The organism is Janthinobacterium sp. BHSEK, from assembly GCF_056174685.1.
Map to the genome: position 1 here is coordinate 19,674 of NZ_JBWBYV010000027.1, position 24,328 is coordinate 44,001.

Here is a 24,328-nt window from a genome sequence, read left to right on the forward strand (position 1 = left end):
CGGGTGCGAGCGTCCGCCCTGGACATCATGACTGATTCAAGGAGCAAGTTCGTATGGCCACCACCGATACCGCGCTGGAAAACCTGCAGCAAGCCATCGTCAACGCCGCCAGCAGCGGCCCGTTCGCCCTCGATGCCGCCTTCCTGGCAGCGGGCCTGGCCGACCCGGACGTCGCGCCGCCCGAAAAATTCGACGCCATCATCGGCCAGGCCTTCCAGATCGACGCGGCGCGGTTCCTGATCAGCTGCGCGGCCGCCGACGTGGGCGCCGTCAGCGACGGCGTGTTTACGGTCAGCAAGGTGAGCCTGCCCTTCATCGGCGGCCTGCTGCACACCCCCGCCACGCTGGTGTTTTCCACGCAGCCTGCCGCCGCGCGCGCGCCGGGCGCCAACGATGATGACGACGGGGATGACGCGGCCGTGCTGGTGGTGCAGGTGGCCGCCAGTCCCGCCGACTGGAACTGGGACAGCAGCTTTCCCTTCATGGGCGGCTGGCCGTTCAGCGAGTTGCCGCTGGCGGACGCGCTGCTGGTGTTTTCCAGCGCCGACGGCGTCTATCCCTGGGGCGGCGACGGCGCGCTGTCCGTCATGGGCGGCGCCAAGCAGAACCTCAGCGCCAGTGTAGCCCTGCCCGCCTTCGTCACGCCCTTTCTGGAACTGTTTTCCGACCTGGCGGCGCCGCCGGGCAAGCTGCAGATCGGCGGCTACCTGGACATGGCACTGTACGACGGCAAGACGTTCGAGCTGGGCGGCCTGATGCCCAGCGGCGTGCTGTCGGCCACGCTCAGCGAGCTCGACTGCACGTTCGCCGGCTACCTGCGCGTGGCCGCGCCCAGCCTGACCGTGACGATCCCGCCGCCCGTCGATGCGCCGCCGCCCGACGCCCTGCTGCTCGACGACGGCATGCAGCTGCTGCTGCGCGGCGAAGGCGAACCGGCCGACGAGGAAGCGGCCGACGGCGACCAGGCCGCCACGCTGGCCCTGACGGCCACGCTCAGCGTGGAAGGCGCGGGCGCCGCCGACTACACGCTGTCGCTGCTGCTGCAGCCATCGAACGCCGACGGCGACGGCAACTACACGGTCAGCCTGGAAGCGGGCAGCGACGGGCCGCCCCTCAGTCCCGGCGCCGCCATCAGCCTGATCGGCGGGGGCGCCAGCTATTTCCGCGCCACCCCGGCCGTGCTGCAGGAGTTCCTGACGTCGTTCGGCCTCGGCGGCATGACCATCAGCGGCAGCATCCCGCCCAAGGCGGCGCCCACGGTGGACCAGGTCACGCTGCAGCTGCGCAGCGTGCGCGATCTGAGCTGGCAACCCATCCCGGCGCCCACGCCGGCGCTGAGCTTTACCGTCACCTCGTTCTTCCTCGACTGGACGGCGTACCAGCCGCTGGCGAGCAAGGCCAGCGGAAAGTCGCGCTACGAATACCTGTTCGGCACCACCTTCACGCTGTTGCCCACGGTATTTCGCAACCTCGACGGCACGCCGGGCGGCGAATTCGAGGTGCAGTTCAACTCGGCGCAGCTGTTCCAGGCCAGCTTTCCCGGCAAGGCCACGCTGTCGGATTTCCTGTCCGTCGTCTCGAACGGCCTCGTCAGCCTGCCCGACAGCATCCAGGCCGAGGTGTCGAATATCGTGCTGAGCATAGACGGCGCGGCCCAGTCCTTCGCGTTTTCCAGCGACTACGCCATCAGCCTGTCCTTCCTGACGGTGGGCGGCGCGCCCATCCTGAGCATTTCGGAAGGCCAGATCAGCCTGTCGGGCATCAGCGCCACGGTGGCCGCGGACAAGCAGGAAGGCGCGCTGGTCCTGGCCGACACCGGCAAGGCAGGCGCCGGCACGGCCTGGGCCGGCTCCATTTCCGGCTTGCTGGGCGTGGGCGCCAGCCTGCAGGCGGCCGTCAGCGTGGCCTACAGCAGCCAGGAAACGCCGCCCCGCTGGACCCTCTCCGCCTCGCTCGCGCAAGAACTCGACGTGGGCGAGATGATCAAGCAATTCTTTGCCGCCGGCGGCATCTATGATTTCCCCGTCTTCTTGCCGGGCAACCTGAAGATTTCCGCGTTCGCCATCGAAGCGGTCATTCCCAGCGGCAAGCCCAGCACGGACCTGGCCACCAGCTACACGGTCGACACCACCTTCACCTGGCTGTTCCTGCTGGGCCAGCAACAGATCGGCTTGCAGAAAGCCACGCTCTCGGTGCAGTATGACGGCGCCAAGCCGGCCGCGCAGCAATTCTCGGGCAAGGCCGATGCCGTCTGGATCTATACCGCCATCAATCTGAAACTGGGCTTCGGCTATGCATTCCAGCCGACGGACAAGGGGCCGAACCACACGCTGTACGTGAGCTGGGAAGGTTTCACGGCAACCTATACCAGCGGCAACGAGATGCTCAGCTTCACCCTGGCGGGCTGGTCGCTGGGCAGCCTGATCCAGGCGCTCGTGCGCACGCTGGGCGATCCGTATTTCGTGCTGCCGTCGCCGTGGGACTTGCTGAACCAGGTCACGCTGGACGGCCTGTCCATCAACGTGTCGCTGAAAAGCGGCGAAAAGAACCGCCTCAGCGCCACCTACACGCTCAGTTCGCCCCTCAACCTGGGATTCATCGTCATCCGCAGCATCGTCTTCAAGCGCAATACGGACGGCAAGGTGACCCTGGCGCTGGACGCCAGCGTACCGCCATTGCTCAAAGGCAGCATGGGCGACCTGCTGGACCCGGCCAAGGGCCAGGACGTGGAAGAGATGCCCAGCGTGCCGGGCGCCGGTTCCAGCTATTTCAAGGTCTTCCTGCTGATGCTGGGCCAGCGCGTGGCCATCAACGGCGCGTCCGACTTCAGCTCGACCAAGGCCGTCATCGACGCGCTGGCCGGCGTGCCGCCCACCACGGGCAAGAACAATCCCGTCAACCCGGGCAGCGGCGTGCAGGGCCAGCCGTATTACCAGCCGGACAGCAACTGGCTGATCGCCGCGCATTTCGGCGTGCTGCAGACCGCCGGCGTGTGGGCCGTCGACGTGCAGATCGTCTTCAACGATCCCAACCTGTACGGCTTGCGCCTGACCCTAGGCAGCCCCAAGATGGGCGGCCTGGCCGGCCTGGTGGTCGATATCCTGTACAAGAAGATCAGCGACGACGTGGGCCTGTTCCAGATCGACTTCACCTTCCCCGACAGCATACGCAACCTGAACTTCGGCGCCGTCAGCGTGGTGCTGCCGATGATCGGCATCAAGATCTACACGAATGGCGATTTCCTGATCGACATCGGCTTTCCCTACAATATGGACTTTACGCGCTCGTTCAGCTTCAGCGCCATCGTCTACGGCGTGCCGGTGATGGGCTCGGGCGGCGTGTATTTCGGCAAGCTGTCGAGCGCGACGGCGACGCAGGTGCCGAAAACCGAGCTCGGCTATTTCAATCCCGTCATCGTCTTCGGCCTGGGCCTGCAGCTGGGCCTGGGCTACAACTTCGTCAAGGGGCCGCTGAAAGCGGGCTTCGCGCTGACCGTGTTCGGCATCATCGAAGGCGTGATCGCCACCTACCATCCGTACGACCGCGCCAACGCCGTCGCGCTGGCCAACGCCGGCGCGTCCGGCAGCGTCCAGGAAAGCAGCTACTTCAAGCTGACGGGCACGTTCGGCGTGATCGGCATGCTGTACGGCGAAGTGGACTTGAAGATCATCAGCGCTTCGCTGCTCGTCAACATCACCGTGTCGGTGCAGATCGGCTACGAATCCTACCGCGCCATCCCCCTGTCCGTGACGGCCTCGGTGCGCATCAGCCTGCGCGTCAAGATCGACCTGGGCATCTTCAGCTTCACCATTTCCGTGGGCTTTTCCGCCACCGTCAGCGCGCAATTCCGCATCGGCAGCGACAGCCGCGCGCCGTGGGACGGCGGCGGCGCGCTGCGCCTGGACAGCCTGGCGCGCGGCCGCGCGCGCACCTTGCCGATGGAATTGCAGGCCGCCATGCTGCGCGCCGGGCCGCGCCGCCAGCCGCGCCGCGTGCTGCGCACCGGTGCCAAGCCGGTGCTGCAGCTGGTGACGGCGCCGCAATTCACGGTGCTGGCGCCGCAGGGCGCCACCGCCAGCAGCGCGCAGCAAGGCGCGTTCGTCTGCCTGTTCGCCATGGACGCGCCGGACCCGGCCGCCGGCGGCGCGGGAACGGGCACGACCTCGTTCGACCTGCTGTGCACGGCGTATTTTCCGTGGCTGCTCGACGCCTTGCAGCCGGCGACGCGGGACGACGGCGCGGCGCTGGACCTGGCTGCCGCCGCGACCGCCAGCGTCACGCTGGCGCAGCTGGTGGCGGGCATCCAGGTGCTGGCCGACCCCGCCATGCAGCCATTCGGCATGGGCGACCTGCTGCAATTGCTCGCCGACAGCTTCACCGTGAACATCAGCGCGCCGGGCGCCAATATGGACGGCGCCACGCTATTCCCCCTGTTCGACGGGCTGCGGCTGGACGTGCCCGACCCGCAAGGCGGCGCCGGCACGCAGGCGATCGACCTCGAGACCTACGCCACGGCGACGGAACAGTACCGCAGCACGGTGGCCGGCGTGCTGCGCCAGGTGGCCGCCAGGGTGGGCAAGGCGCCCGCCAGGCCCGCGCTGCTGGCGCAGGACGATGCTGAGCCCGAATCGATGGCGGCCTTCATCTTCGTCGACGTCTTCAGCCTGATCGGCCGCGCGCTGCTGCAATCGGCCATCGATGCCTTCGACAATTACAGCTATGCGCTGCAGCCGGGCGACAGCATCGCCGGCATCGTCGCCGCCTTCAACGGGGCCGGCAACGCCATCGACGCGGACGACGTGTCGCTGCCGAATGCCGCGTACCCGCTGAACGGCGCGCTGCCGCTGCAGGTCGGCGGCTTGTCCGCCGTGATCCAGGCCGGCGATACGCTGGCGGCCATCGCCGCCCGCTACACGGATCCGGCCGGCGCCGGCGGGCGCTGGCAAACCACCGCGGCCCAGCTGATCGGCGCGAATGCGGCGCCGCGCGCGCTGCGCACGGGCGTGACGCTGGTCTTCGACTTCGGCGCCGGCGCCGTCAGCCACGTCACCGCGCCCGGCGACAGCTTCGGCGCCATCGCCGCCGCGCTGGGCGTGCCGCTGGCCGCCCTGGCGCAGCAGGCGTCGCTGTATGCGCGCGCCGACCTGCTGCTGCCGACGGCCATCCTCGCCGTGCCGCCGCTGGCCTATGCTTCCGTCGCCGGCGATACCCTGGCCGGCATCGCCAGCCGCTTCGCCGCCACGGTCGCCGCGCTGGGGCGCGACAATGCCGGCGTCGTCAATCTGTTCGCCGCGGCCCCGGGCCGGCTCGCCATCGCCCGCCTCGACGCCTTGCCGCTGGAGCAACTGTGGCAAGGCGTGCAGGCCAGCGGCGCCGTGGCCCAGGCCGCCGGCCAGGTCGCGCGCTTCGTCACCTATGGCTTGCGTCTGCCGGTGGCGCCGGGCCTGAGCCTGTCGCCGTCCTTCCTGTATAGCAAGACGCAGACCGACTACGCGCTGTACCAGCTGACGGGCCAGCAATTCCCCACGCCCGCCAGCGCCGCCGGCGGCTACCGCATCGGCCTGGGACGCAATGCCATGTCGCATGGCGTCGCCCTCGATTTCATCACCTTCGCCGGCGCGCCCGGCACCAGCCTGCCCATCGACCTGGACGCCGCCTACGGCTTGCTGTCGGGCGTGCTGGCGTATGCGCAGGCGGGCAGCTTCGTGCCGTCGCCAACGCTGCAGATCCTGCCGCTGGCTTCCTTGCAGCCGCGGCAATTCCCTGCGGCAGGCTACGCCGCCTGGATCACCGCCGACCTGGCGCGCCTGACGGCCGTGACGTCGGGCGACGCTACGGCGGCGCGCGCCGCCGCCAGCCAGGCCGCGCCCGCGCCGTATCTGTGGCAATTGCCCGACGCCATGCTGGCCAGCATCGCCCAGCGCCAGGATACGCTGCAGGCGCTGTACGCCGAGGCGCAATACGCGGACATGCTGGCCCTGATGCCCGCCTATCGTCCCCGCATCGGCAACACGCCGCCGAACAGCAGCAGCACGGTGTTCCAGGATGTGAGCGGCTATGCCTACGCCACGCGCGTGGACTTCCAGATCACGCGCATGCCGGCCGCCACCGTGGCCACCAACGACGCCAGCGGCACCGCATTGGCCAGCGCCGCTACCCTGGCCCACGTCTACGAGCTGGTGGGACCGTCGGCCGCCGATGCCCAGCGCCTGCAATACCTGCTGAGCGGCATGGCCGCCGTGGGCGAAACCCTGGCGGCCGGCCTGTTCCTGCTGTACAGCGAAGGCGGCAGCGACCAGGTGGCGCTGACGGGCCAGGCCGATGCCGACTACCTGTGCTTCCTGACGCAAACCAATCTGTCCACGGAAAGCCATCCGCCGGCCAGCCGCATGCTGCTGGACGCGGCGAATACCGCCTTGCCGCGCGGTATAGCCAACAGCCCCTCGCAATTCATCAAGCTGCTGTGGGAGCAATCGGTGGTGCGCGGCGGCGGCTACTATCTGTATTTCGAGGACATGGTGTCGGGCTCCGGCCTGCCCCCTTCCGTCTTTGACGCCACGGGCACGGCCACGCTGACCCTGGTGGTTCCGCTGGCGCGCCAGGCGGCGGGCGCCGCCGGCACCGTACCGAACTTCGTCAACGCCCTGCTAACGACGCAGGCGATCGATCCGCAGCAGGATGTGCTGGTGTTCGAATCGCTGAGCAAGCCGGCCAGGACCCAGCCTTTGGCGCGGGCCGCCACGGCTACCCTGGCCGCCCTGGCCGCCACGTACGGCATGGGCGTGGGACAGCTGGCGCGGCAAAACGCCGTGCTGCCGCTGCGCGCCGGCGCCAGCGTGCCCGTGGCCGGCATCCTGCACCAGCTGAACCAGCAAGACATGGCCGCGCCCGCGCAAGCGCTCGAGCGGCTGGCCGCGTATTACTCGGCCGGCGCCACCCCGTTGAGCGCGACGCAGATCGCGGCCTACAATCCCGGCGTGACGGTGGCGCTGGGCGCGACCATGCGCATTCCGCCGCTCGTCTATCGCGTGCCGGCCACCTCTGACGGTCCCGGCAATACCTTCGCCGCCCTGGCCGCCTACTATGGCCTGTCGGTGGACGCCCTGGCCTTGGGCGCGGCCGCCACCGAAGGCCTGTACGCCGATGGCGCCGTGCTCGACGTCGACAGCCTGGCCCTCGATGCGCAAGCGACCTTGGCGCCGGGCAACCTGTCGTTCCAGCTCGAGCGCAGCAACGACGGCGTGCCCGTGCTGCCGCCCGATCCCACGCCGCAGCAACAGCGGCAGTATGCGCAAGCGACCCTGTCCGCGCTGTACAACACGCTGTCGGCCGGCCTGGGCGCCAACCCGTATTTCCTGCCCAGTCCCTACAGCCTGCCCTTCGGACCGCAGGACCATGCGAACGACGGCGACGGCGACGGCGATGGCGAAGCGCACCGCCGGCGCTATGCGGCCGCGGCCCTGGCCGATTACGACTACCGCCAGGCGCTGGGCTACCTGGGCAACAACAGCCAGGGACGGCCGTTCGCCACGCTCAATGCGGCGCCGGCCAATCCGCCGGCTGGCCTGCCGCCCGCCGCCGACAATCCCTACCTGGGCGTGGGCGGCCATGCGTCGCTGGCCCTGCGCTGGCAAGACCTGTTCGGCAACACCACCGTCACGCCGTTCGAGGCGCCGCCGGCCGGCTACACGGGTGCATTGGACCAGGCCCCCGCCCCGCTGCGCTACACGGATCGCCTGCTGGGCCTGTCCTCCTGGCCGAAAGTCCAGGCCAGCTACCTGTATGGCACGGATGCGGGCGGCGCGCCCGCGCTGCTGCTGACCTTGCGCATGGATGGCCTGGCCTACGCCACGCCCGCCGATGCGATGCAAGATTTGCCCACCTACCAGCGCCTGTACTTCCAGCTGCACCAGGACTATACGGGCCTGGGCGTGCCCGGACTGAGCGGCAATGCGGTGAGCATCTGCCTCAGCAACTCCCTGCTGGCCACGCCGCTGCAGCCGCTGGGCGAGGCCCAAGCGCGGCAGGTGCGCGACTTCGCCGCCGCCTGCGCCATCTACCTGCAGGCCCTGGCCGGCGGCGGCAGCGCCACGGCGCCCGCCGCCACGCTGTCGGTGCCGGTGCCGCTGGCGCAACTGGCCGGCGCCAACCGCATCGCGCTCGACGTGGCACTGGTGCTGACGCGCCAGGCCATCCTGCTCGATCCCGTGCTGGCGGCCCTGCCGGACGGCGCCAGCGTGGTCAGCGCCGTGCTGCCGCAGGCCGACACGGATGGCGGCGCGTCCAGCTACACCACGTTTGCCAAGGCGCTCGAAGCGTGCCTGAAGACGCCGCAATGGTCGATGCGCGCGGGCGCGGGGCTGACGCGCGTGGGCAGCGCCGGCCAGCAGACGCAGCAATTGTTCGCCGTGCGTTTCAGCGACACGCCCGGCCAGGGCATCCATTTCCGCCTGGGCCAGCAGGCCAGCTACTACGCGCCGCTGCCCGTCGCCAATTCGCTGGAAAGCCGCACGGTCAGCATTGACGCCTATCCGGGCAATGCGCCGCATGCGCTGACGTTCAACAGCGTCGACCTGAACCTGTGGCTGCAAAGCTGTCTCGACGCCGTCGACAAGTTCCTCTCGGCCACGTATGCGCCGCCCGCCTACATCCTCGATCGCCTCAACGGCATCGCCGATCCGCTGCAAAGCGGCCAGCTGGGCCTCGTACTCAAGGCGAAACAGACGCTGGCTGACGCCATCAGCGCCACCGTCAGCCCCGTGCTCAGCAGCAGCGCCGCGGACGAAGCCACGCGCGTCAGCGCGGCCGCCACCATGCGGCAGCAGCTGCTGACCACACTAGGGCCGGCCTTTGCCGCCGGCGCCGTGGTGGTGTACGGCGTGGACCAGGTCACGGGCGCGGACGGCATCTACGCGGCCGGGCCGCCCGCGCTGTACGGCCAGCCCGCCGGCACGGGCGCAGCCGACGGCACCGCGGACGGCGCGGACGGCGACGGCAACCAGAACTACACCTTGTTCCCGACCCGGCTGCCGCTGCAAGGCGCGGCCGCGCCGGACCAGAGCCGGCTGTCATTCAACTTCATCTCGAAGAATGTCGAAGGCCAGGCCTATGTGCCGCTGGACTTGCGCTATCAGATCACGCACATGGAATTCGACCAGCAGTTCGTGCCCGGCATCGAAAACTACGCGCAAAGCCAGTGGCTGCTGTTCATCACCGGTCCGTTCGAGGTAGCGCTGGGCAATGGCACGCAATATATCCCCGTGCTGAACCGCGCCCTGCCCGTGCCTCCCACGGTCAACCGGCAGACCGCCACCGCGTCCGCCGCGCCGCAGGCCGGCCGACTGCGCCTGGCCGCAGACGGCTTGCAGCCGGCCCAGCTGGCCCAGTGGGATTACGGCTTCAGCTATACCTATCGCCAGGCGGCGCAGGATGCCGTGCACGTCAGCGTCGTGCTCAACGTGCCGCCGCAGGCGGCCAGGCTGTCCGCGGCGGCCGGTCCCGACCTGTTCACGGCGCTGGCCGCCTTCGTCAGCAACTATCCGCTCATCTCGGCCGACCTCGACGCGTTCCTCGCGCCCCTCGACGGCAAGCAGGACACGGCCGATAGTATCGCCAAGGCAACACTGGCCACCACCGCCTTCCAGCAGCTGGTGACCCAGGTGGCGGCCAGCTATGGCGAGCATTTCGGCGCGGCGCGGCTGGCGGCGGCGCAAGGCGAGGCCAGCGTGGCCGTGGAATTCGACGCGCGCCTGGAAGACCACGACGGCGACGCCTGGTACGCGCTGCTCAATGTCACCGTCGGCGGCGCGCCCGCCACCTACGACCCGCAGGCCGGCACCCTGAGCAATGGCGCCGTCAGCGTGCCCGTGCCCGTGCTCGACATCGATGCGCAGCAATACCGGGCCACGCCGGCCATGCCCGCGCCGCCCGATGCGCTGCTGGCCTACCGCTACGCGGCCATCGCCGCCGGCGCGCCCGACCTGTCGTTCGCCGCCGCGCTGGCCAATACCGGCCGCGAGGTGCGCATGCCGGGGCTGAACGTGATGGTGTACAAGAACGCCCAGGCCTCGCTGTACGTGCAGCGCAACCGCTACCTGTGCCCGCCCAGCCAGACGCAGGTGTCGACCATGTCCGCCTTCCTGTACCAGACGCCGGTCGTCAAGTTCAGCGACCCCATCCTGCCGCGCCTGAGCTGGCAAGGCTATGATTTGCGGCAAGTCGCACCGGTGGGCGGCAGCGACGTGGCGGCCTACATGAGGGGCTTCTTCAACGCCCTCTTCACGGGCGCCTCGGGCAGCGTGCGCATCGCCATGGATGGCAGCTATTCCTACAGCGTGATGCCGGCCGTGGCGGACTTTCCCCGCACCTCGCTGCCGGTCAGCCTGCTGCCGGCCGTGCTCGCGCCCATCGATGCGGCCCAGCCGCCCGCCGCGCCGATGGCGCTGGTGGCCCAGGTGCAGCAATGGTATGACACGCAGCAGCCGACCACGGGCGGCGGTGCGGCCATGGATTTCCGCCTGAACTTCTTTACGGACGGCGCGCCCGAGCAATTGCTGCTGTCGCTGGAAGACGTGCGCTGGGTGGTGCGGCCCTGACGCGGCGGCGCGGCGTCAGCGCACGGGGGTGGGCAGCGGCAAGCCGGCGAAGTGCGCGGCCAGGTTATCGACGACCAGTTGCCCCATCGCGTGGCGCGTTTCCACGGTCAGACTGCCCACGTGGGGCGTGAGCACCACGTTCGGCAAGGTGCGCAGGGCATTTGGTACGCGCGGTTCGTCCGCGAACACGTCGAGGCCGGCCGCGCCCAGGCGGCCATCCTGCAAGGCGGCGATCAGGGCGTCTTCGTCGATCAGGGCGCCACGGGCGATGTTGATCAGCGTGCCTTGCGGACCGAGCGCGTCGAGCACGCTGCGGTCGACGCTCTTGCGCGTGGCCGGCGTGCCCGGCGCGCAGATGATCAGGTAGTCGCTTTCCTGCGCCAGGGCCAGCAAAGACTCCGCGCGCGGCACCTGGGTGCCGGCGATGGCGCGCGGCTGGAAATAGCGGACCTGGATGCCGAAGGCGGCCAGGCGCAGCGCGATGGCTTGCCCGATCTGGCCGAAGCCGAAGATGCCGGCCGTCTTGCCGCGCAGGCTGGACGCGGGGGCGATGGCCTCGCGGCGCTCCCAGCCGCCGTCGCGCACGAAGCGGTCGAGCGCCACGACGTGCCGCGCGCTGGCCAGCAGCAAGGCCAGCGCCACATCGGCCACGTCGTCAGTCAGTACGTTCGGCGTGGTGGTGACGGCGATGCCGCGCGCGCGGGCCTGGTCGAGCGCCACGCCGTCGAGGCCCACGCCGTTGACGGCGACGATTTCCAGCTTCGGCAGCAAGGCCATGTCGGCCCCGTTCAAGCCCAGCGCGCCCGTCGTGACGACGGCGCGGATGCCGGGTGCCCGTTCGGCCAGCCAGGCATGGCGCTCGTCCGCCGGCACTTGCCAGGCGTGGTGGCACGTGTATTGCTGTTCCAGCTGCGCGTTGACGGCAGCCGAAGGGCTGGGGGCGAGGATGAGGAGTTCGGGTGGCATGGGCGTCCTGGGTCGTGTCGACAAGATTTGCAGACGCAACTTAGCATATTCGAGACCCGGCCGGGGATGGCATCCCTTATTACCTCCCCTAAAACCCTGCAAGGCACACGGTCTTTGCCTGCTCGATTCCATCGTAGGTCGGCTTAGCCCGCAGGGCGTAAGCCGACAAGCGCCGCCACGCAGCCTGTCAGATTACCCCGGGCAAGGCACGCGTTTGACCTTGCCGCCCGTCTTGAACGGGTCGGCGCCGGAACCAGGATTGTCGGCCATGCCGTAGCACGTGGCGCCGCCGGCGCTGACGACGCGCGTGGCGGGCCGCCCATCGGCCGTCAGGTATTCTTCCACGCGAATGACGGGGCCGCCGCGCCAGGCGGAGGCGACCTGTTTCTGGAAGGCGCTTTCGCTTTTGAGGTCGGCCGCGGCCAGCCACGGCTTGTCTTGCTTGAGTTCACTGCGCAAGGCCTTGTCGGCGGCGCCCGCCGCCAGGCGTGCGCGCGTGCGCAAGTCTGTAGTGGACGGCGCAATGGCGGGCGCGGCGGGCGATTCCTCGGCAGGTACGGTGATGGCTTCCGCCGCCACGGCGGGCGGCGCGAAGATAGCGGGCGGCACGCTGGCCCGCGCGCGCGGCATGGGTGCCGGCATCGGCAGCGGCAAGGCCATCGGCGGCGCTTGCGGCGTGGGCCGGGGCGGCAGCAGGGTCATGAAGGCCACTTCCGTATATTGCTTGAGCTGCCGCGCCGGCAGCAGGAGAAAATACAGGCCCAGCGCGTGCATGGCCAGGATCAGCGCGACGGCCGCGCCTTTCAGGCTCAGACCCCGCCGCATGCGCAGGGAAGCGGACTGTAGATGGCGGTGCAATGGCATGCGGTTTCCTGGAAGCGCCGGGCGCGATGGCCCATTCTAACGAAACTTATCCATAGGCATTAATAAATCCATAAGGTATCGCCTGGCGCGCCTTTTCTGGCCAGATTCCAATGCCTGGTACGCCACCTGTTGTACAAATGACGACTTTTTTGCCGCTTTCTCACACTTTCTCACGCGCGACGCCGCGCTGGAATATAATGATAATCATTCTCATTAATATCCGAACAATACCATGCGCACCTTCCGCCTCGTCCCTACTCCCTTCGCCCTGGCCGCCTTCCTGCTGGCCAGCGCCGCCGCCCACGCGCAAACCGCAGCAGCCGGCGACGCGCCAAGCATGCCGACCGTGGTCGTGAATGCCTCGGCCGACGCCTCGGCGCAAGGTTTGTCGAAAGCGTATGCGGGCGGTCAGGTGGCGCGTGGCGGGCGCATGGGCATCCTCGGGTCCGTGGACATGATGGACTCGCCATTCGGCAGCACCAGTTACACGCAGCAGTTCATTGCCGACCAGCAAGCGCGCAGCGTGGGCGACTTGCTGCAGAGCGATCCGGCCGTGCGCATGTCGCGCGGCTATGGCAATTTCCAGGAAGTGTATGTGATCCGCGGCTTCGCCCTCGATTCGGACGATGTGGCGTATAACGGCCTGTACGGCGTGCTGCCCCGCCAATATGTATCGCCGGAATTGCTGGAGCGCGTGGAAGTGTTCCGTGGCGCCAGCGCCTTCCTCAACGGCGCGGCACCCGGCGGCAGCGGCATCGGCGGCGCCATCAACCTGATGCCCAAGCGCGCCGGCAACGCGCCGCTGACGGAACTGACCGTGGGCGTGGAATCGGGCGGCCACGCCTATGCGGCCATCGACGTGGCGCGCCGCTTTGGCGAGAACAAGGAATTCGGCGTGCGCGTGAACGCCGCCAAGCGCCAGGGCGAGACCGGCATCAAGCGCGAAGACCACGACGTGGGCATGTTTTCCGTTGGCCTCGACTATCGGGGCCGCAATTATCGCCTGTCGGCCGACGCCGGCTACCAGAATTTCGACCTGACATCGCCGCGCCCGTCCGTCGGCATTGGCAGCGTGGCCGTGCTGCCATCCGCACCCGATGCGTCGAAGAACTTTGCCCAGCCGTGGAGCTATTCGAAGGAACACGATGTGTTCGGCACGGCGCGCGCCGAAGTGGATCTGGCCAAGGATGTCGTGGCCTGGGCCGCATTTGGCTCCCGCTCGACCAGGGAAGCCAACAGCCTGGCCGAGCCGACGTTGACTTCGATCAATGGCGACGCCGAGGTGTCACGCTTCGACAATGCGCGCAAGCAGGAAATCCGCACGGGCGAACTGGGCATTCGCGGCAAGCTCGTTACGGGCGCCGTCAAGCACACCCTGGTGGCCAGCTGGTCCGGGCACTGGAATGAAGCGAAGAACGCGTATGCGATCGGCGACAAGTTTGCCACCAACATTTACACACCGGTCGACGTGACCCCGCCGCCGACGCCATACGCGGGCGGCATCATGAGCGACCCGCGCATCACCCAGAAAACCATCCTCAACAGCTACGCCCTGGCCGACACCATGGCCTTCCTCGACGACAAGCTGCTGCTGACCGTGGGCTTGCGCCGCCAGCAGATCAAGGATGCCGGTTACGACTACAACACCTCGGCGCCGCAAGGCAAGGCCTATGACGAGAGCGCCACGACGCCCGTGGCTGGCATCGTCTTCAAGGCCAGCAAGGACGTGTCGCTGTACGCCAACTACATCGAGGCGCTGGTCAAGGGACCGGCGGCCACGGGAACGTACGTGGAAAACGGCCAGCAGCTCAAGGTCGACAACATGGGCGAGGTGTTTGCGCCGTATAAATCCAAGCAGAAGGAAATCGGCGTCAAGTATGACGGCGGCAAGCTGGGCATGAGCGCCGCCCTGTTCACGACAAGCAAGCCTTTGCTGGCCGTGGTCGGCAAGCGGGCCGAACTTGATGGCGAACAGCGCAACCGCGGCCTGGAATTGTCGATTTTCGGCACGCCGATGCAGGGCGTGCGCCTGCTGGGCGGCTTGACCTGGCTCGATGCAAAGCTCAGCAATACCGGCGTAGCCGCCAACAACGGCAAGAAGCCCATCGGCGCACCGGAAACGCAGATGAGCGTTGGCGGCGAATGGGACGTGCCCGGCGCGCCGGGCCTGACCCTGAACGCCCGCACCATCTACACCTCGACGCAATACGCGGACCTGGCCAACACCAGGCAACTGCCATCGTGGACCCGCCTCGACATCGGCGCGCGCTACCTGACGCAAGTGGCGGGCCGTGACGTGACCTTGCGCGCCCGCGTGGACAACGTGACGGACCGCAATTACTGGTCGTCGGCCGTGCCGTCCTTCAATATCGGCTCGCTGGTGCTGGCCGCGCCGCGCACCGTGGTGGTGTCGGCCAGCGTGGCGTTTTAAAGACCGCGCGCCTGTCGCACGACGAAAAGCTGCCTTCGGGCAGCTTTTTTTATGTGTGCGCGCCTGTGCCGCAAGCCGCGCTTCGGCGACAATGCCGACATGAAACGACTCCCTGCCCTGCTGCTTTTGCTTTGCCTGTCCCTGCCCGCCCTTGCCCAAAAGCAAGCCGCCTGCCCGTATGCCGCCTGGAAAAGCGGCTTCAAGGGCGATGCGCGGGCGCAAGCCACGTGTCTGCTGCGCCCCGTGAAACTGTATGCGCGCCTGGGCGACAGCGCGCCGCTGCCGGCCTTTCTTGCCGCCCGCGTCGGCCAGCGCACGGACATCGCCCCCGTCGCCCTGCGCGCCTGGCTGGCGCAGCATGATATCGCCGAGGCGGACGCGGGCGGTGCCGTCGATGCACCGCTGTCGCGCGCCGTGGGCCGGCTGGCCGCGCCGATGGCCCGCTATTTCGTCATCCACGACACCAGCTACCCGAATTTCTTGCTAGAAACCATTCCCGCCCACATCAACGACGCCAGCTGGGATTTCAACGATTTCACTCTACGTAACCCCGCGCTGGGCGGCGGTCCGAAAGGCCATGTCTACGTGAACCGCCTGGGCGATTCCCTGGCCGTGCGCGACTTTGGCACGGCAAGCTATGCCAGCAAGCTGGAAAAGGACAAGCCGTCGCTGACGGGCCTGTTCCTGCACGTGGAACTGGTGCAGCCGCGCCATTCCGTGCCCGGCGGCGGCAAGGGCAACGACGGGCTGGCGCCAGATCCCGGCTTTACCCCCGCGCAATACGAGCGCCTGGCCCTGCTCTACATCGCCGCCAGCGTGCGCAAGGGCACGTGGCTGATCCCCGCCTTCCACGCCGTGCTCGATACGGGCTATGCGAACGGTCATGACGATCCGCAGAACTTTTCGCTGGAGCAATGGGATGCCGCCCTCAGCCATTTGAGCGCCGTCATGACGGGCGCCCGCGCGCCGAATTGAACACCACCTGCGCGCCGATTTGGAGGATACTTTAGCTCCCGCCTTGCATCGCGCGGATGCCGGGATGCCGATGGGGAGCCGCGATGACCTATGCCTCTGACCAGAAAATGCACGCGCTGGACATGCCCGCGCGCACGCGGCGCATCTTCAGCATGCGCGATGCCGTGCTGACGCAGTGGGAACACGAGGTGCGCGCCAAGGTGCGCGGCGCCGACGCCTTGCTCACGCCCATCCTCATCAACACCTTGCCCGCCTTCTTCGACAACCTGGCCGAAGCGCTCACGCCCGGCTACCCGCGCGACGACGCCACCAGCAACACCAACGCTCCCGCCGTGCACGGCAATGAACGGGCGCGCATGACCAGCTATGGCCCGGAACAGGTGATCCAGGAATACCAGATTTTCCGCGACTGCTTCGCCGCCGCCGCGCTGGAGGCGGGCGTGCCCCTGCGGCGCAAGGACTGGAAGGTGATCAATGCCTCGATCGATACGGGCATCCGCGAAGCCATCCTGGAATTTACCGCCATGCACGCAAGCTTTCAGCGCCGCGTCGCCGCCGGGCTGTCGCACGACATGCGCAATCCCCTGTCCGTCATGCTCAACAGTGCGCAGCTGCTGCAGCGGCGCGCGCAACAGCCGGACGTGGCGGCGCTGGCGCTGAAAATTCTCGAGCACGGCAAGCGCCTCGACGTCATGATCCAGGAATTGCTCGATACGCTCAGCTATCACCGGGGTCAAAAGCTGCCGCTGGTCCTGCGGCGCTTCGACGTCTTGCCGCTGGCGCGGCAAGTCGCCGACAGCGTCAATATCGGCCATCCGGGCAAGTGCGTGGTCAGCGGCACCTCCGTGACGGGCTGGTGGTGCGAAAATTCGCTGCGCCGTGCCCTGGATAACCTCGTGGGCAATGCCGTCAAGTATGGCGACGCCGGTCCCATCCATATTCATATCGACAATTTGCGCGAACGCATGGTCTTGAGCGTGCACAACACGGGCAGCAACATCGCGCAAGACCAGACGCAGCGCATCTTCGAATACCTGCGCCGCGAGCACGAAGGCAGCGCGCCCGGCTGGGGCATCGGCCTGCCCTTCGTGCAAAACGTGGCGGAAAGCCATGGCGGCAGCGCGCTGGTCGACAGCGCGCCGGAAACGGGCACCACGTTCACCATCGACCTGCCCGTCGACTGCCGGCCCTTCGTCACGCCAGACGGCTGATCTCACCTGCCTGCGCCCCATCTGCCGGCAAAATCGATGCCGTAGCGCACCAAATCGGTGCAAATGACGGTTTTACGCCACAATAATGGTCATTCTTTACATACTTTCGGGTGTGCGGCATTGGCACGCTTCCTGCTGAGCTATAGTCAGACACGGCTCAAGGGAAATCACAACATGGCAAATTTTTTCAATGAAATGACTGCAGATGAAGTGGGTACGGACAGCAAGGTACGTGAACACTATCGTGAATTCAACAACTGGCTGGAACAGCAATCGCCCGAAACCATCGCCCGCAAGCGGGCAGAAGCCGACCTGACGTTCCGCCGCGTCGGCATCACGTTTGCCGTCTACGGCGACGATGCCGGCACGGAGCGCCTGATTCCGTTCGACACCATCCCCCGCATCATCCCCGCCACGGAATGGGCGCAGATGCAGACGGGCCTGGTGCAGCGCGTGCAAGCCTTGAACATGTTCATCCATGACATTTACCATGAACAAAACATCATCAAGGCAGGCATCATTCCAGCCGAGCAAATCTACAAGAATGCCCAGTACCGCCCGGAAATGCAGGGCATCGCCGTCGCCTCCGACATCTATGCGCACATCGCCGGCGTCGACATCGTGCGCGCGGGCCAGGGCGAATTCTATGTGCTGGAAGACAATCTGCGGGTGCCCTCAGGCGTGTCCTACATGCTGGAAGACCGCAAGATGATGATGCGGCTGTTCCCGGAACTGTTCGCGCGCAACCGCATCGCTCCCGTCGACCATTATCCGGACATGCTGCTCGACAACCTGCGCTCCGTCGCGCCCATGGGCGTGGACGACCCGACGGTCGTCGTCATGACGCCCGGCATGTACAACTCCGCCTACTTCGAGCACGCTTTCCTGGCCCAGCAGATGGGCGTGGAACTGGTGGAAGGCAAGGATTTGTTTGTCAACGACAACTCCGTCTACATGCGCACCACGCGCGGGCCCAAGCGCGTCGACGTCATCTACCGCAGGGTCGACGACGATTTCCTCGATCCGCTGGCCTTCCGCTCCGATTCCTCGCTGGGCGTGCCGGGCCTGCTGTCCGTCTACCGCGCGGGACGGGTCACCTTGGCCAACGCCATCGGCACGGGTGTGGCCGACGACAAGTCGATCTACCCTTTTGTTCCCGACATGATCAAGTTCTACCTGTCGCAGGAACCGATACTCAACAATGTTCCCACGTATCAATGCCGCAAGGCGGCCGACCTGTCCTACGTGCTGGCGAACCTGGCGAAACTGGTGGTCAAGGAAGTGCATGGCGCGGGCGGCTACGGCATGCTGGTGGGGCCGGCGTCCAGCCTGGCGCAGATCGAGGATTTCCGCCAGCGCCTGCTGGCCAATCCGGGCGGCTACATCGCCCAGCCGACCTTGGCCCTGTCCGCCTGCCCCACGTATGTCGAGGCCGGCATCGCGCCGCGCCACATCGACCTGCGTCCGTTCGTGCTATCCGGCAAGACGATTTCCATGGTGCCGGGCGGCCTGACCCGCGTGGCGCTGGAAGAAGGCTCGCTGGTGGTCAATTCCTCGCAGGGGGGCGGCACCAAGGATACCTGGGTACTGGAAGCCACATTATCAGAAGAAAAAGCAGCTTTTGCAGGAGAGAAAACATGCTGAGCCGCACTGCCGATCATTTATTCTGGATGGCCCGCTACACGGAGCGGGCGGAAAACACGGCGCGCATGCTGGACGTCAACATGCAAACGTCCATGCTGCCGCAGTCCGAGCAGGACGCGGAGCAAGGCTGGCGCGCCACGCTGGGTATTTCCGAGCTGCAAAGCGCATACGACCACAAATACGGCCGCTTCCACACGCGCGACGTGCTCGACTTCATGGTACGCGACCCGAACAACCCGTCATCCATCCTGGCCTGCCTGACGGGCGCGCGCGAAAACGCCCGCGCCGTGCGGGGAACCTTGACGACGGAAGTGTGGGAAATCCAGAACGCCACCTGGCTCGACGTGCAGAAGCGCCTGAAAAGCAATCTGCTGGAAACGGACCCCAGCGCCTTCTTCGAATGGGTCAAATACCGCTCGCACCTGTCGCGCGGCGTCACTTTAGGCACCATGCTCAAGGACGAAGCCATCCACTTCATCCGCCTGGGCACCTTCCTGGAGCGGGCCGACAACACGGCGCGCATCCTCGACGTCAAGTTCCACGGCGCGCGCGATACGTCGAAAGACGTCGCGCAGCGTGACTTTTACTACTGGGCGGCCCTGCTGCGCTCCGTTTCCGGCTTCGAGATCTACCGCAAGGTCTACCGCGACGTGATCACGCCGGCGCGCGTGGCGGAATTGCTGATGCTGCGCGGCGACATGCCCAGGTCGCTCCTGGCCTGTATGGATGACGTGGTGGAAAATCTGAAGCATATCCGCAATGATGTGTCGGCCGATACGGAACGGTTCGCCGGCAAGCTGCATGCGGAGCTGAAATTCGGCCATATCGACGACATCATGAAGGCGGGATTGCACCATACCTTGACGGAGTTTCTGGAAAACATCTATGAGCTGGGCAACCGGGTCAGCCGCGATTTCCTCGTTCCCTTGGCGGCCTGATGCAGCTCACCATCCGCCACGAAACCCACTACGCCTACAGTGCGCCGCTGGCCTACACCATCCAGCAGCTGCACCTGACGCCGCGTATCGAGCCGCAGCAGCGGGCCCTGTCCTGGCAAATCACCACGCCGGGCCAGTGCCACGCCTACACGGATGCCTACGGCAACCTGTCGCACATGCTGACGATCAACGGCAGCCATCAATCGCTGAGCCTGGTCGCCCAGGGCGTGGTGGAAACCATCTACCCGCACAAGGGGCGGCTGAACCTGGTCGACACCTTGTCGCCGCTGTTGTTTACCATGCCGACGCCGCTGACCCAGGCCAACCCCGCCATCGTGGAACTGACGGCCGCCAGCCTGCCCGACCGCCGCGTCACGGCCGGCACGGGCCATCTGCTGCGCCTGGCCGAGCACATCGTCGGCAAGGTGGCCTATGAAAGCGGCGCCACCATGGTCACCACCACGGCCGGCGACGCCCTGGCCCTGGGGCGCGGCGTGTGCCAGGACCACGCGCACCTGTTCCTCGCCTGCTGCCACGCCTGGGGCATCCCGGCCCGCTATGTGTCCGGCTACATCGATCCGGGCACGACGGGCCATGCGGCCAGCCATGCCTGGGTCGACGCCTGGACGGAAGACACGGATTTCGCGGGCTGGGTCAGCATCGACGTCACGCATGCGCGGCTGATGACGGACGCGTATTGCCGCCTGGCCATCGGGCGCGACTACGATTCGGCGGCGCCCGTGCGGGGCGTGCGCCAGGGCGGCGGCACGGAAACCCTGCACGTGGACGTGCAGATCGTGCCTGGCTGAACCGGCAAGAACGTGGCTGGCCGGGGCTTGCGGCGGATAGCCTGGCCCCGGCTGGTGTAGAATGCTAGCCCTTTTGACTTGATTTACGACGATGACTTATTGCATAGGCATGCGCCTGAACGAAGGCCTGGTCTTCCTGTCCGACTCCCGCACCAACGCCGGCGTGGACCAGGTGGGCACCTTCCGCAAGATGAGCGTGTTCGAGAACCCGGGCGACCGCATGCTGGTCCTGATGACGGCCGGCAACTTATCGATCTCGCAAGCGATCCGCCAGATCGTCTCCGAACACGTTGATGCGGACGGACGCAGCATCTGGAACGTATCCAGCATGTATGACGCGGCGCGCATCGTGGGCGAAGCCGTGCGCACCGTGCACCTGCGCGAAGCGAAGGCCCTGGCCGACTGCGGCATCGATTTCAACGTCAGCATCATCCTGGGCGGCCAGATAGGCGCCGAGCGCTGCCGATTGTTCCAGGTGTATTCGGCTGGCAATTTCATCGAATCGCACGATGAAAACACGTATTTCCAGATCGGCGAAGCCAAGTATGGCAAGCCCATCATCGACAGGGTCATCAACCCGTTCACGCGCCTGGACGAGGCGGCCAAGTGCGCGCTCATTTCCATGGATTCGACCTTGCGCTCGAACATTTCCGTCGGCTTGCCGCTGGACTTGCTCGTCTACGAGACGGGCAGCCTGGCCGTCACGCGCTTCGTCACCATCGATGAAAAGAACCAGTATTTCCGCATGATCCGCGACACCTGGGGCGAGCAATTGAAACATGTGTTCGAAGGCATCGTCGATCCTGTGTGGAACGCGGCGCCGGAAACCACGACGAACGTGCTGTCATCAAGCAACATGCACAGCAAGCCCGTGCGCGTGGCCATCCCCGAGCACGTGAGCCGCGGCGGCCTGACGGTGGCGCCCCTGCAATCCTTGGCGCAGCAGTTCAGCGACGACAGCCAGCATTGATCTGCCGCGCACCGCCTGCGCGCGCTGCTGGACAAGTCGCTTTTCGCGTGCTTTTATGGCAATATGAGTTGATATTTAATTCATATTGATCAGAGAGGCAGGTGGCGCATGGACTTGATCACTTCCGCCGTGGTGGCGGCCATCGGACATGGCGCGCCCGGCCACGCGCCGGAAGCCGTCGCCAGCCACTATCAGCGCCTCAAGCTGGCCATCGCCAAGTTCGACGGCGCCGCCGCCATCCTGGCCGCCATCGCCGCGCTGGAGGCCGAACCTGCCAATTCCCAGCTGCAACTGGCCCTGTCGGCCGCCCTGTCCACGGCGAAAGTGCCCGATGACATGGAGACCCTGTTTGCCGCGCAAGGCTTGCTCGATGCGCTGCAGCGCCCGCCTTCCCCGTTGCCAGAGGTGGGGACCGCGCCCGCCCCGGCCGATAAAAGCACCGTCGTGTCGAACTATGCCGTGGTGAAAGTGTATTTCGCCACGGACCGCCAGCGCGACGTGGGCAAGCCGCCGCCCCAGCGCTTCAGCGGCGAACGCAGCACAGGAATGAGTCACGGCAATGGCGGCAACGGCGGCGAGGGCCCACTCAGCTATGGCAGCTGCGACATCAGCATTCCCCGCGACCACCGCATGGGCCAGCTGGAATCGCCGTCGCTGTGGCGCCTGGAATTTCGCGACGACCCGGCCAAGCACGTGGTGCTGCTGTCGGCCGAGGTGCGGGACCGCGACAACCTCTTTGCGGCCTTGAAGACGCAGATCCGCGCCTCGGCCGGCAAGAGCGCCTTTGTCTTCGTGCACGGCTACAACGTGAGTTTCGAGGATGCGGCGCGGCGCACGGGGCAGATGGCCTACGACCTCGGTTTCGATGGCGCGCCCGTGTTCTACAGCTGGCCGTCGCGGGGCGACATCGCCGCCTACACCATCGATGAAAACAATATCGAATGGAGCACGCCCCACATCACGGCCTTCCTGGCCGACTTTCTCGCCAGCACCGAAGCGGCGCAAGTGTATCTGGTGGGCCACAGCATGGGCAACCGTGGCCTGGCGCGGGCCGTGGCCGGCTTGCTGGCCGCGCAGCCGCAGCTGGCGCAAAAGATCACGGAAATCATCCTCTCCGCGCCCGACATCGACGCGGCCATCTTCAAGCACGATATCGCGCCGCAACTGGCCCGCGCGCGCAATCCCGTCACCTTGTATGCCTCCTCGCAAGACCTGGCCCTGGCCGCCTCGAAAGCCGTGCACGGCTACCCGCGCGCAGGCGACAGCGGCGCCGGCATGCTGATCGTGGCGGGCGTGGAAACCATCGACGCCACGGGCGTCGACACGAGCTTCATGAAGCACTCGTACTTTGCGGAAAAGCACTCGGCCCTGTCCGACATGTTCTATCTGATACGCAACCATGCGCGCGCCGACCAGCGCTTTCTCGAGCCCGTCGATACGCTGGCGGGCCGCTATTGGACGTTCAAACCATGACGCCGTTCCATCCGGTGCGGCACGCATGCTAAGATATGGCCCAGAGGGTGGCACAGGCACGGCGATGACGCCGCCAGCCGATCCCCCGCAAGCAGGCTTATCATGTTGACATCATCTTCTACACCGCACGCCGAATCGCTGATCCGCAACACCAACGCCCGCGTCACCAAGACGCGCGTGAAGGTGCTCGACTTTTTAATGGCGCAAAGCCGTTCGCTGACCCACCATGAAATCCAGCAGGCGCTGTCGCAGGACAGCGATATCGATTCCGTCACCCTGTACCGGGTGCTGGAATGGCTGACGGAAAATGAGCTGGTGCACCGCATCGCGGGCGCCGACCAAGTGTGGCGCTTCAGCGCCGGCGCCGGCCACCAGGCGCACGAGCACGCGCACTTCCAGTGCACCAAGTGCGCCAACGTGACCTGCTTCAATGAAGTCAAGCTGCCGCCGCCCGTACTCTTGCCGGAAGGCTTCAGCGGCGGCGAAGTCGATTACCTGATCAAGGGCCTGTGCCCGCGCTGCAAGTAATTTTTAAAAAGACATCACTTGAGCAGCAAGGCCAGGTGATGCTCGTCATAAAACAAGTCGCCCACGCGCATCGAGCGCGGCTCGGTGCCATACGCGATAAATCCCAAGGATTCATACAGGCGCAGGGCGGCATTGTTTTCCGCATTCACGCTCAAGTGCACTTGCATGACGGCAGGGTCCGTCTCGGCCAGTTCGATGCAGGCGTTCACCAGACGCCGCGCCACGCCACGGCCCCGCTGCGTCACATCGACGAACACGCCCCATAGCACGGCCTTGTGCGACAGCTGGCGCAGGGGCTCGCGCCGCAAGCCGGCAAAACCGACGAGACGCTCGCCATCGAAGGCGCCAAAGCTGCGCTGTATGGCGCCGTCAGCGATGCGCTGCACGTGTTCCTCGGGCGTGCGCGCCAGCTCATCCTCGCGCGACGAGGAAAACGAGCTGGGCGAATCCTGGATGGCGCGCAGGCGCAGCGCGCAAAAGGCGGTGGCGTCGGCTGGCGTGAGCAGGCGGATGACGATATCGGAGGCGGGCATGGGAGGACTCGGCAGTTTTTTGCCATTATACCCACGCCCTTCCCTCATGGGGACGTCTCAGAAAACGGAAAAATCGCACGCTAAGCCTGCGTTGAAGCGGGAACCCATCGGTACAGTGTAGAAATGGACACACCGAGGCTCTTGGCTACATCCCTGGGCGGTACACCGCTCGCCAGCAGCTTTTTGGCCGATTCGATCTTGCTGTCGGTCATTTTGACTTTGCGTCCGCCTTTCCGACCAAGTTGTCGCGCGACTTCCAGCCCGGCACGGGTGCCTTCGACTGTCAGCTCGCGTTCCATTTCGGCGAGGCTGGCCATCACGGGGAAAAAGAAACGACGGGACGGCGTGCCAGTACAGGCCGCTCTGCCTGCGTACTGCTCACTTTGTCATC

The 24,328-nt window shown here is 66.6% G+C and carries 13 protein-coding genes and 1 pseudogene; 10 read left to right on the forward strand and 4 right to left on the reverse strand.

The genetic code is table 11. The features are described 5' to 3' along the window. Positions 1-53 precede the first annotated feature (53 nt). Positions 54-10,595, forward strand: a complete 10,542-nt coding sequence (locus AC0V2Y_RS10550; protein ID WP_475417626.1) for a LysM peptidoglycan-binding domain-containing protein — start codon at positions 54-56, stop codon at positions 10,593-10,595. Between the two features lie 15 nt (positions 10,596-10,610). On the opposite strand, the gene AC0V2Y_RS10555 is transcribed toward AC0V2Y_RS10550, so the two are convergent. Next, entirely contained in the window at positions 10,611-11,561 is a 951-nt protein-coding gene (locus AC0V2Y_RS10555; RefSeq protein ID WP_475417625.1) for a 2-hydroxyacid dehydrogenase, read from the reverse strand. A 192-nt stretch (positions 11,562-11,753) separates the two neighbouring features. After that, positions 11,754-12,425, reverse strand: coding sequence for a hypothetical protein (locus AC0V2Y_RS10560; RefSeq protein ID WP_475417624.1), 672 nt, complete (start codon positions 12,423-12,425; stop codon positions 11,754-11,756). A gap of 232 nt (positions 12,426-12,657) precedes the next feature. Here AC0V2Y_RS10560 and AC0V2Y_RS10565 point away from each other — a divergent pair, with 232 nt between their 5' ends. The 9 genes from AC0V2Y_RS10565 to AC0V2Y_RS10605 all read left to right on the forward strand — a co-directional run bounded on the left by AC0V2Y_RS10565 (position 12,658) and on the right by AC0V2Y_RS10605 (position 23,404). Beyond that, on the forward strand, positions 12,658-14,856 hold the full coding sequence (locus AC0V2Y_RS10565) for a TonB-dependent receptor (protein ID WP_475417623.1): 2,199 nt from the start codon (positions 12,658-12,660) through the stop codon (positions 14,854-14,856). Positions 14,857-14,955: 99 nt separating this feature from the next. Then, positions 14,956-15,831 (forward strand): hypothetical protein, encoded by an 876-nt coding sequence (locus tag AC0V2Y_RS10570; protein ID WP_475417622.1) that lies wholly within the window; start codon positions 14,956-14,958, stop codon positions 15,829-15,831. A gap of 83 nt (positions 15,832-15,914) precedes the next feature. Then, complete coding sequence (locus tag AC0V2Y_RS10575) at positions 15,915-17,042, forward strand: sensor histidine kinase (RefSeq protein WP_475417621.1); 1,128 nt, start codon at positions 15,915-15,917, stop codon at positions 17,040-17,042. 174 nt (positions 17,043-17,216) lie between these two features. Further along, on the forward strand, positions 17,217-18,686 hold the full coding sequence (locus AC0V2Y_RS10580) for a circularly permuted type 2 ATP-grasp protein (RefSeq protein ID WP_475417620.1): 1,470 nt from the start codon (positions 17,217-17,219) through the stop codon (positions 18,684-18,686). Beyond that, positions 18,680-19,624 (forward strand): alpha-E domain-containing protein, encoded by a 945-nt coding sequence (locus AC0V2Y_RS10585; RefSeq protein WP_475417619.1) that lies wholly within the window; start codon positions 18,680-18,682, stop codon positions 19,622-19,624. Before AC0V2Y_RS10580 ends, AC0V2Y_RS10585 begins: the two co-directional genes overlap by 7 nt. Further along, entirely contained in the window at positions 19,624-20,433 is an 810-nt protein-coding gene (locus AC0V2Y_RS10590) for a transglutaminase family protein (protein ID WP_475417618.1), read from the forward strand. Before AC0V2Y_RS10585 ends, AC0V2Y_RS10590 begins: the two co-directional genes overlap by 1 nt. A gap of 91 nt (positions 20,434-20,524) precedes the next feature. Further along, a complete protein-coding gene (locus AC0V2Y_RS10595) occupies positions 20,525-21,403 on the forward strand; it encodes a proteasome-type protease (protein WP_475417617.1) in 879 nt (292 codons plus the stop codon). Positions 21,404-21,511: 108 nt separating this feature from the next. Continuing rightward, the gene (locus tag AC0V2Y_RS10600; RefSeq protein WP_475417616.1) at positions 21,512-22,876 is read left to right on the forward strand and encodes an alpha/beta hydrolase; all 1,365 of its coding nucleotides are present in this window, start codon (positions 21,512-21,514) and stop codon (positions 22,874-22,876) included. Between the two features lie 102 nt (positions 22,877-22,978). Then, positions 22,979-23,404 carry a Fur family transcriptional regulator gene (locus tag AC0V2Y_RS10605; protein WP_070218730.1) on the forward strand — a complete coding sequence of 142 codons (426 nt, stop codon included), beginning with the start codon at positions 22,979-22,981 and terminating at the stop codon, positions 23,402-23,404. A gap of 14 nt (positions 23,405-23,418) precedes the next feature. On the opposite strand, the gene AC0V2Y_RS10610 is transcribed toward AC0V2Y_RS10605, so the two are convergent. Together AC0V2Y_RS10610 and AC0V2Y_RS10615 are read right to left on the reverse strand one after the other, a co-directional pair. Continuing rightward, positions 23,419-23,937, reverse strand: a complete 519-nt coding sequence (locus AC0V2Y_RS10610) for an N-acetyltransferase family protein (RefSeq protein ID WP_475417615.1) — start codon at positions 23,935-23,937, stop codon at positions 23,419-23,421. 80 nt (positions 23,938-24,017) lie between these two features. Beyond that, a pseudogene (locus AC0V2Y_RS10615) lies at positions 24,018-24,290 on the reverse strand (helix-turn-helix domain-containing protein); the annotation flags it as partial. Positions 24,291-24,328 lie beyond the last annotated feature (38 nt).

Bases quoted from the DNA above. Each gene is read 5' to 3' on its own strand.
- AC0V2Y_RS10560 (WP_475417624.1), bottom strand. From the start codon at position 12,425: ATGCCATTGCACCGCCATCTACAGTCCGCTTCCCTGCGCATGCGGCGG.
- AC0V2Y_RS10590 (WP_475417618.1), top strand. From the start codon at position 19,624: ATGCAGCTCACCATCCGCCACGAAACCCACTACGCCTACAGTGCGCCG.
- AC0V2Y_RS10585 (WP_475417619.1), top strand. From the start codon at position 18,680: ATGCTGAGCCGCACTGCCGATCATTTATTCTGGATGGCCCGCTACACG.
- AC0V2Y_RS10555 (WP_475417625.1), bottom strand. From the start codon at position 11,561: ATGCCACCCGAACTCCTCATCCTCGCCCCCAGCCCTTCGGCTGCCGTC.
- AC0V2Y_RS10600 (WP_475417616.1), top strand. From the start codon at position 21,512: ATGGACTTGATCACTTCCGCCGTGGTGGCGGCCATCGGACATGGCGCG.
- AC0V2Y_RS10605 (WP_070218730.1), top strand. From the start codon at position 22,979: ATGTTGACATCATCTTCTACACCGCACGCCGAATCGCTGATCCGCAAC.
- AC0V2Y_RS10595 (WP_475417617.1), top strand. From the start codon at position 20,525: ATGACTTATTGCATAGGCATGCGCCTGAACGAAGGCCTGGTCTTCCTG.
- AC0V2Y_RS10575 (WP_475417621.1), top strand. From the start codon at position 15,915: ATGACCTATGCCTCTGACCAGAAAATGCACGCGCTGGACATGCCCGCG.
- AC0V2Y_RS10570 (WP_475417622.1), top strand. From the start codon at position 14,956: ATGAAACGACTCCCTGCCCTGCTGCTTTTGCTTTGCCTGTCCCTGCCC.
- AC0V2Y_RS10610 (WP_475417615.1), bottom strand. From the start codon at position 23,937: ATGCCCGCCTCCGATATCGTCATCCGCCTGCTCACGCCAGCCGACGCC.
- AC0V2Y_RS10565 (WP_475417623.1), top strand. From the start codon at position 12,658: ATGCGCACCTTCCGCCTCGTCCCTACTCCCTTCGCCCTGGCCGCCTTC.
- AC0V2Y_RS10550 (WP_475417626.1), top strand. From the start codon at position 54: ATGGCCACCACCGATACCGCGCTGGAAAACCTGCAGCAAGCCATCGTC.
- AC0V2Y_RS10580 (WP_475417620.1), top strand. From the start codon at position 17,217: ATGGCAAATTTTTTCAATGAAATGACTGCAGATGAAGTGGGTACGGAC.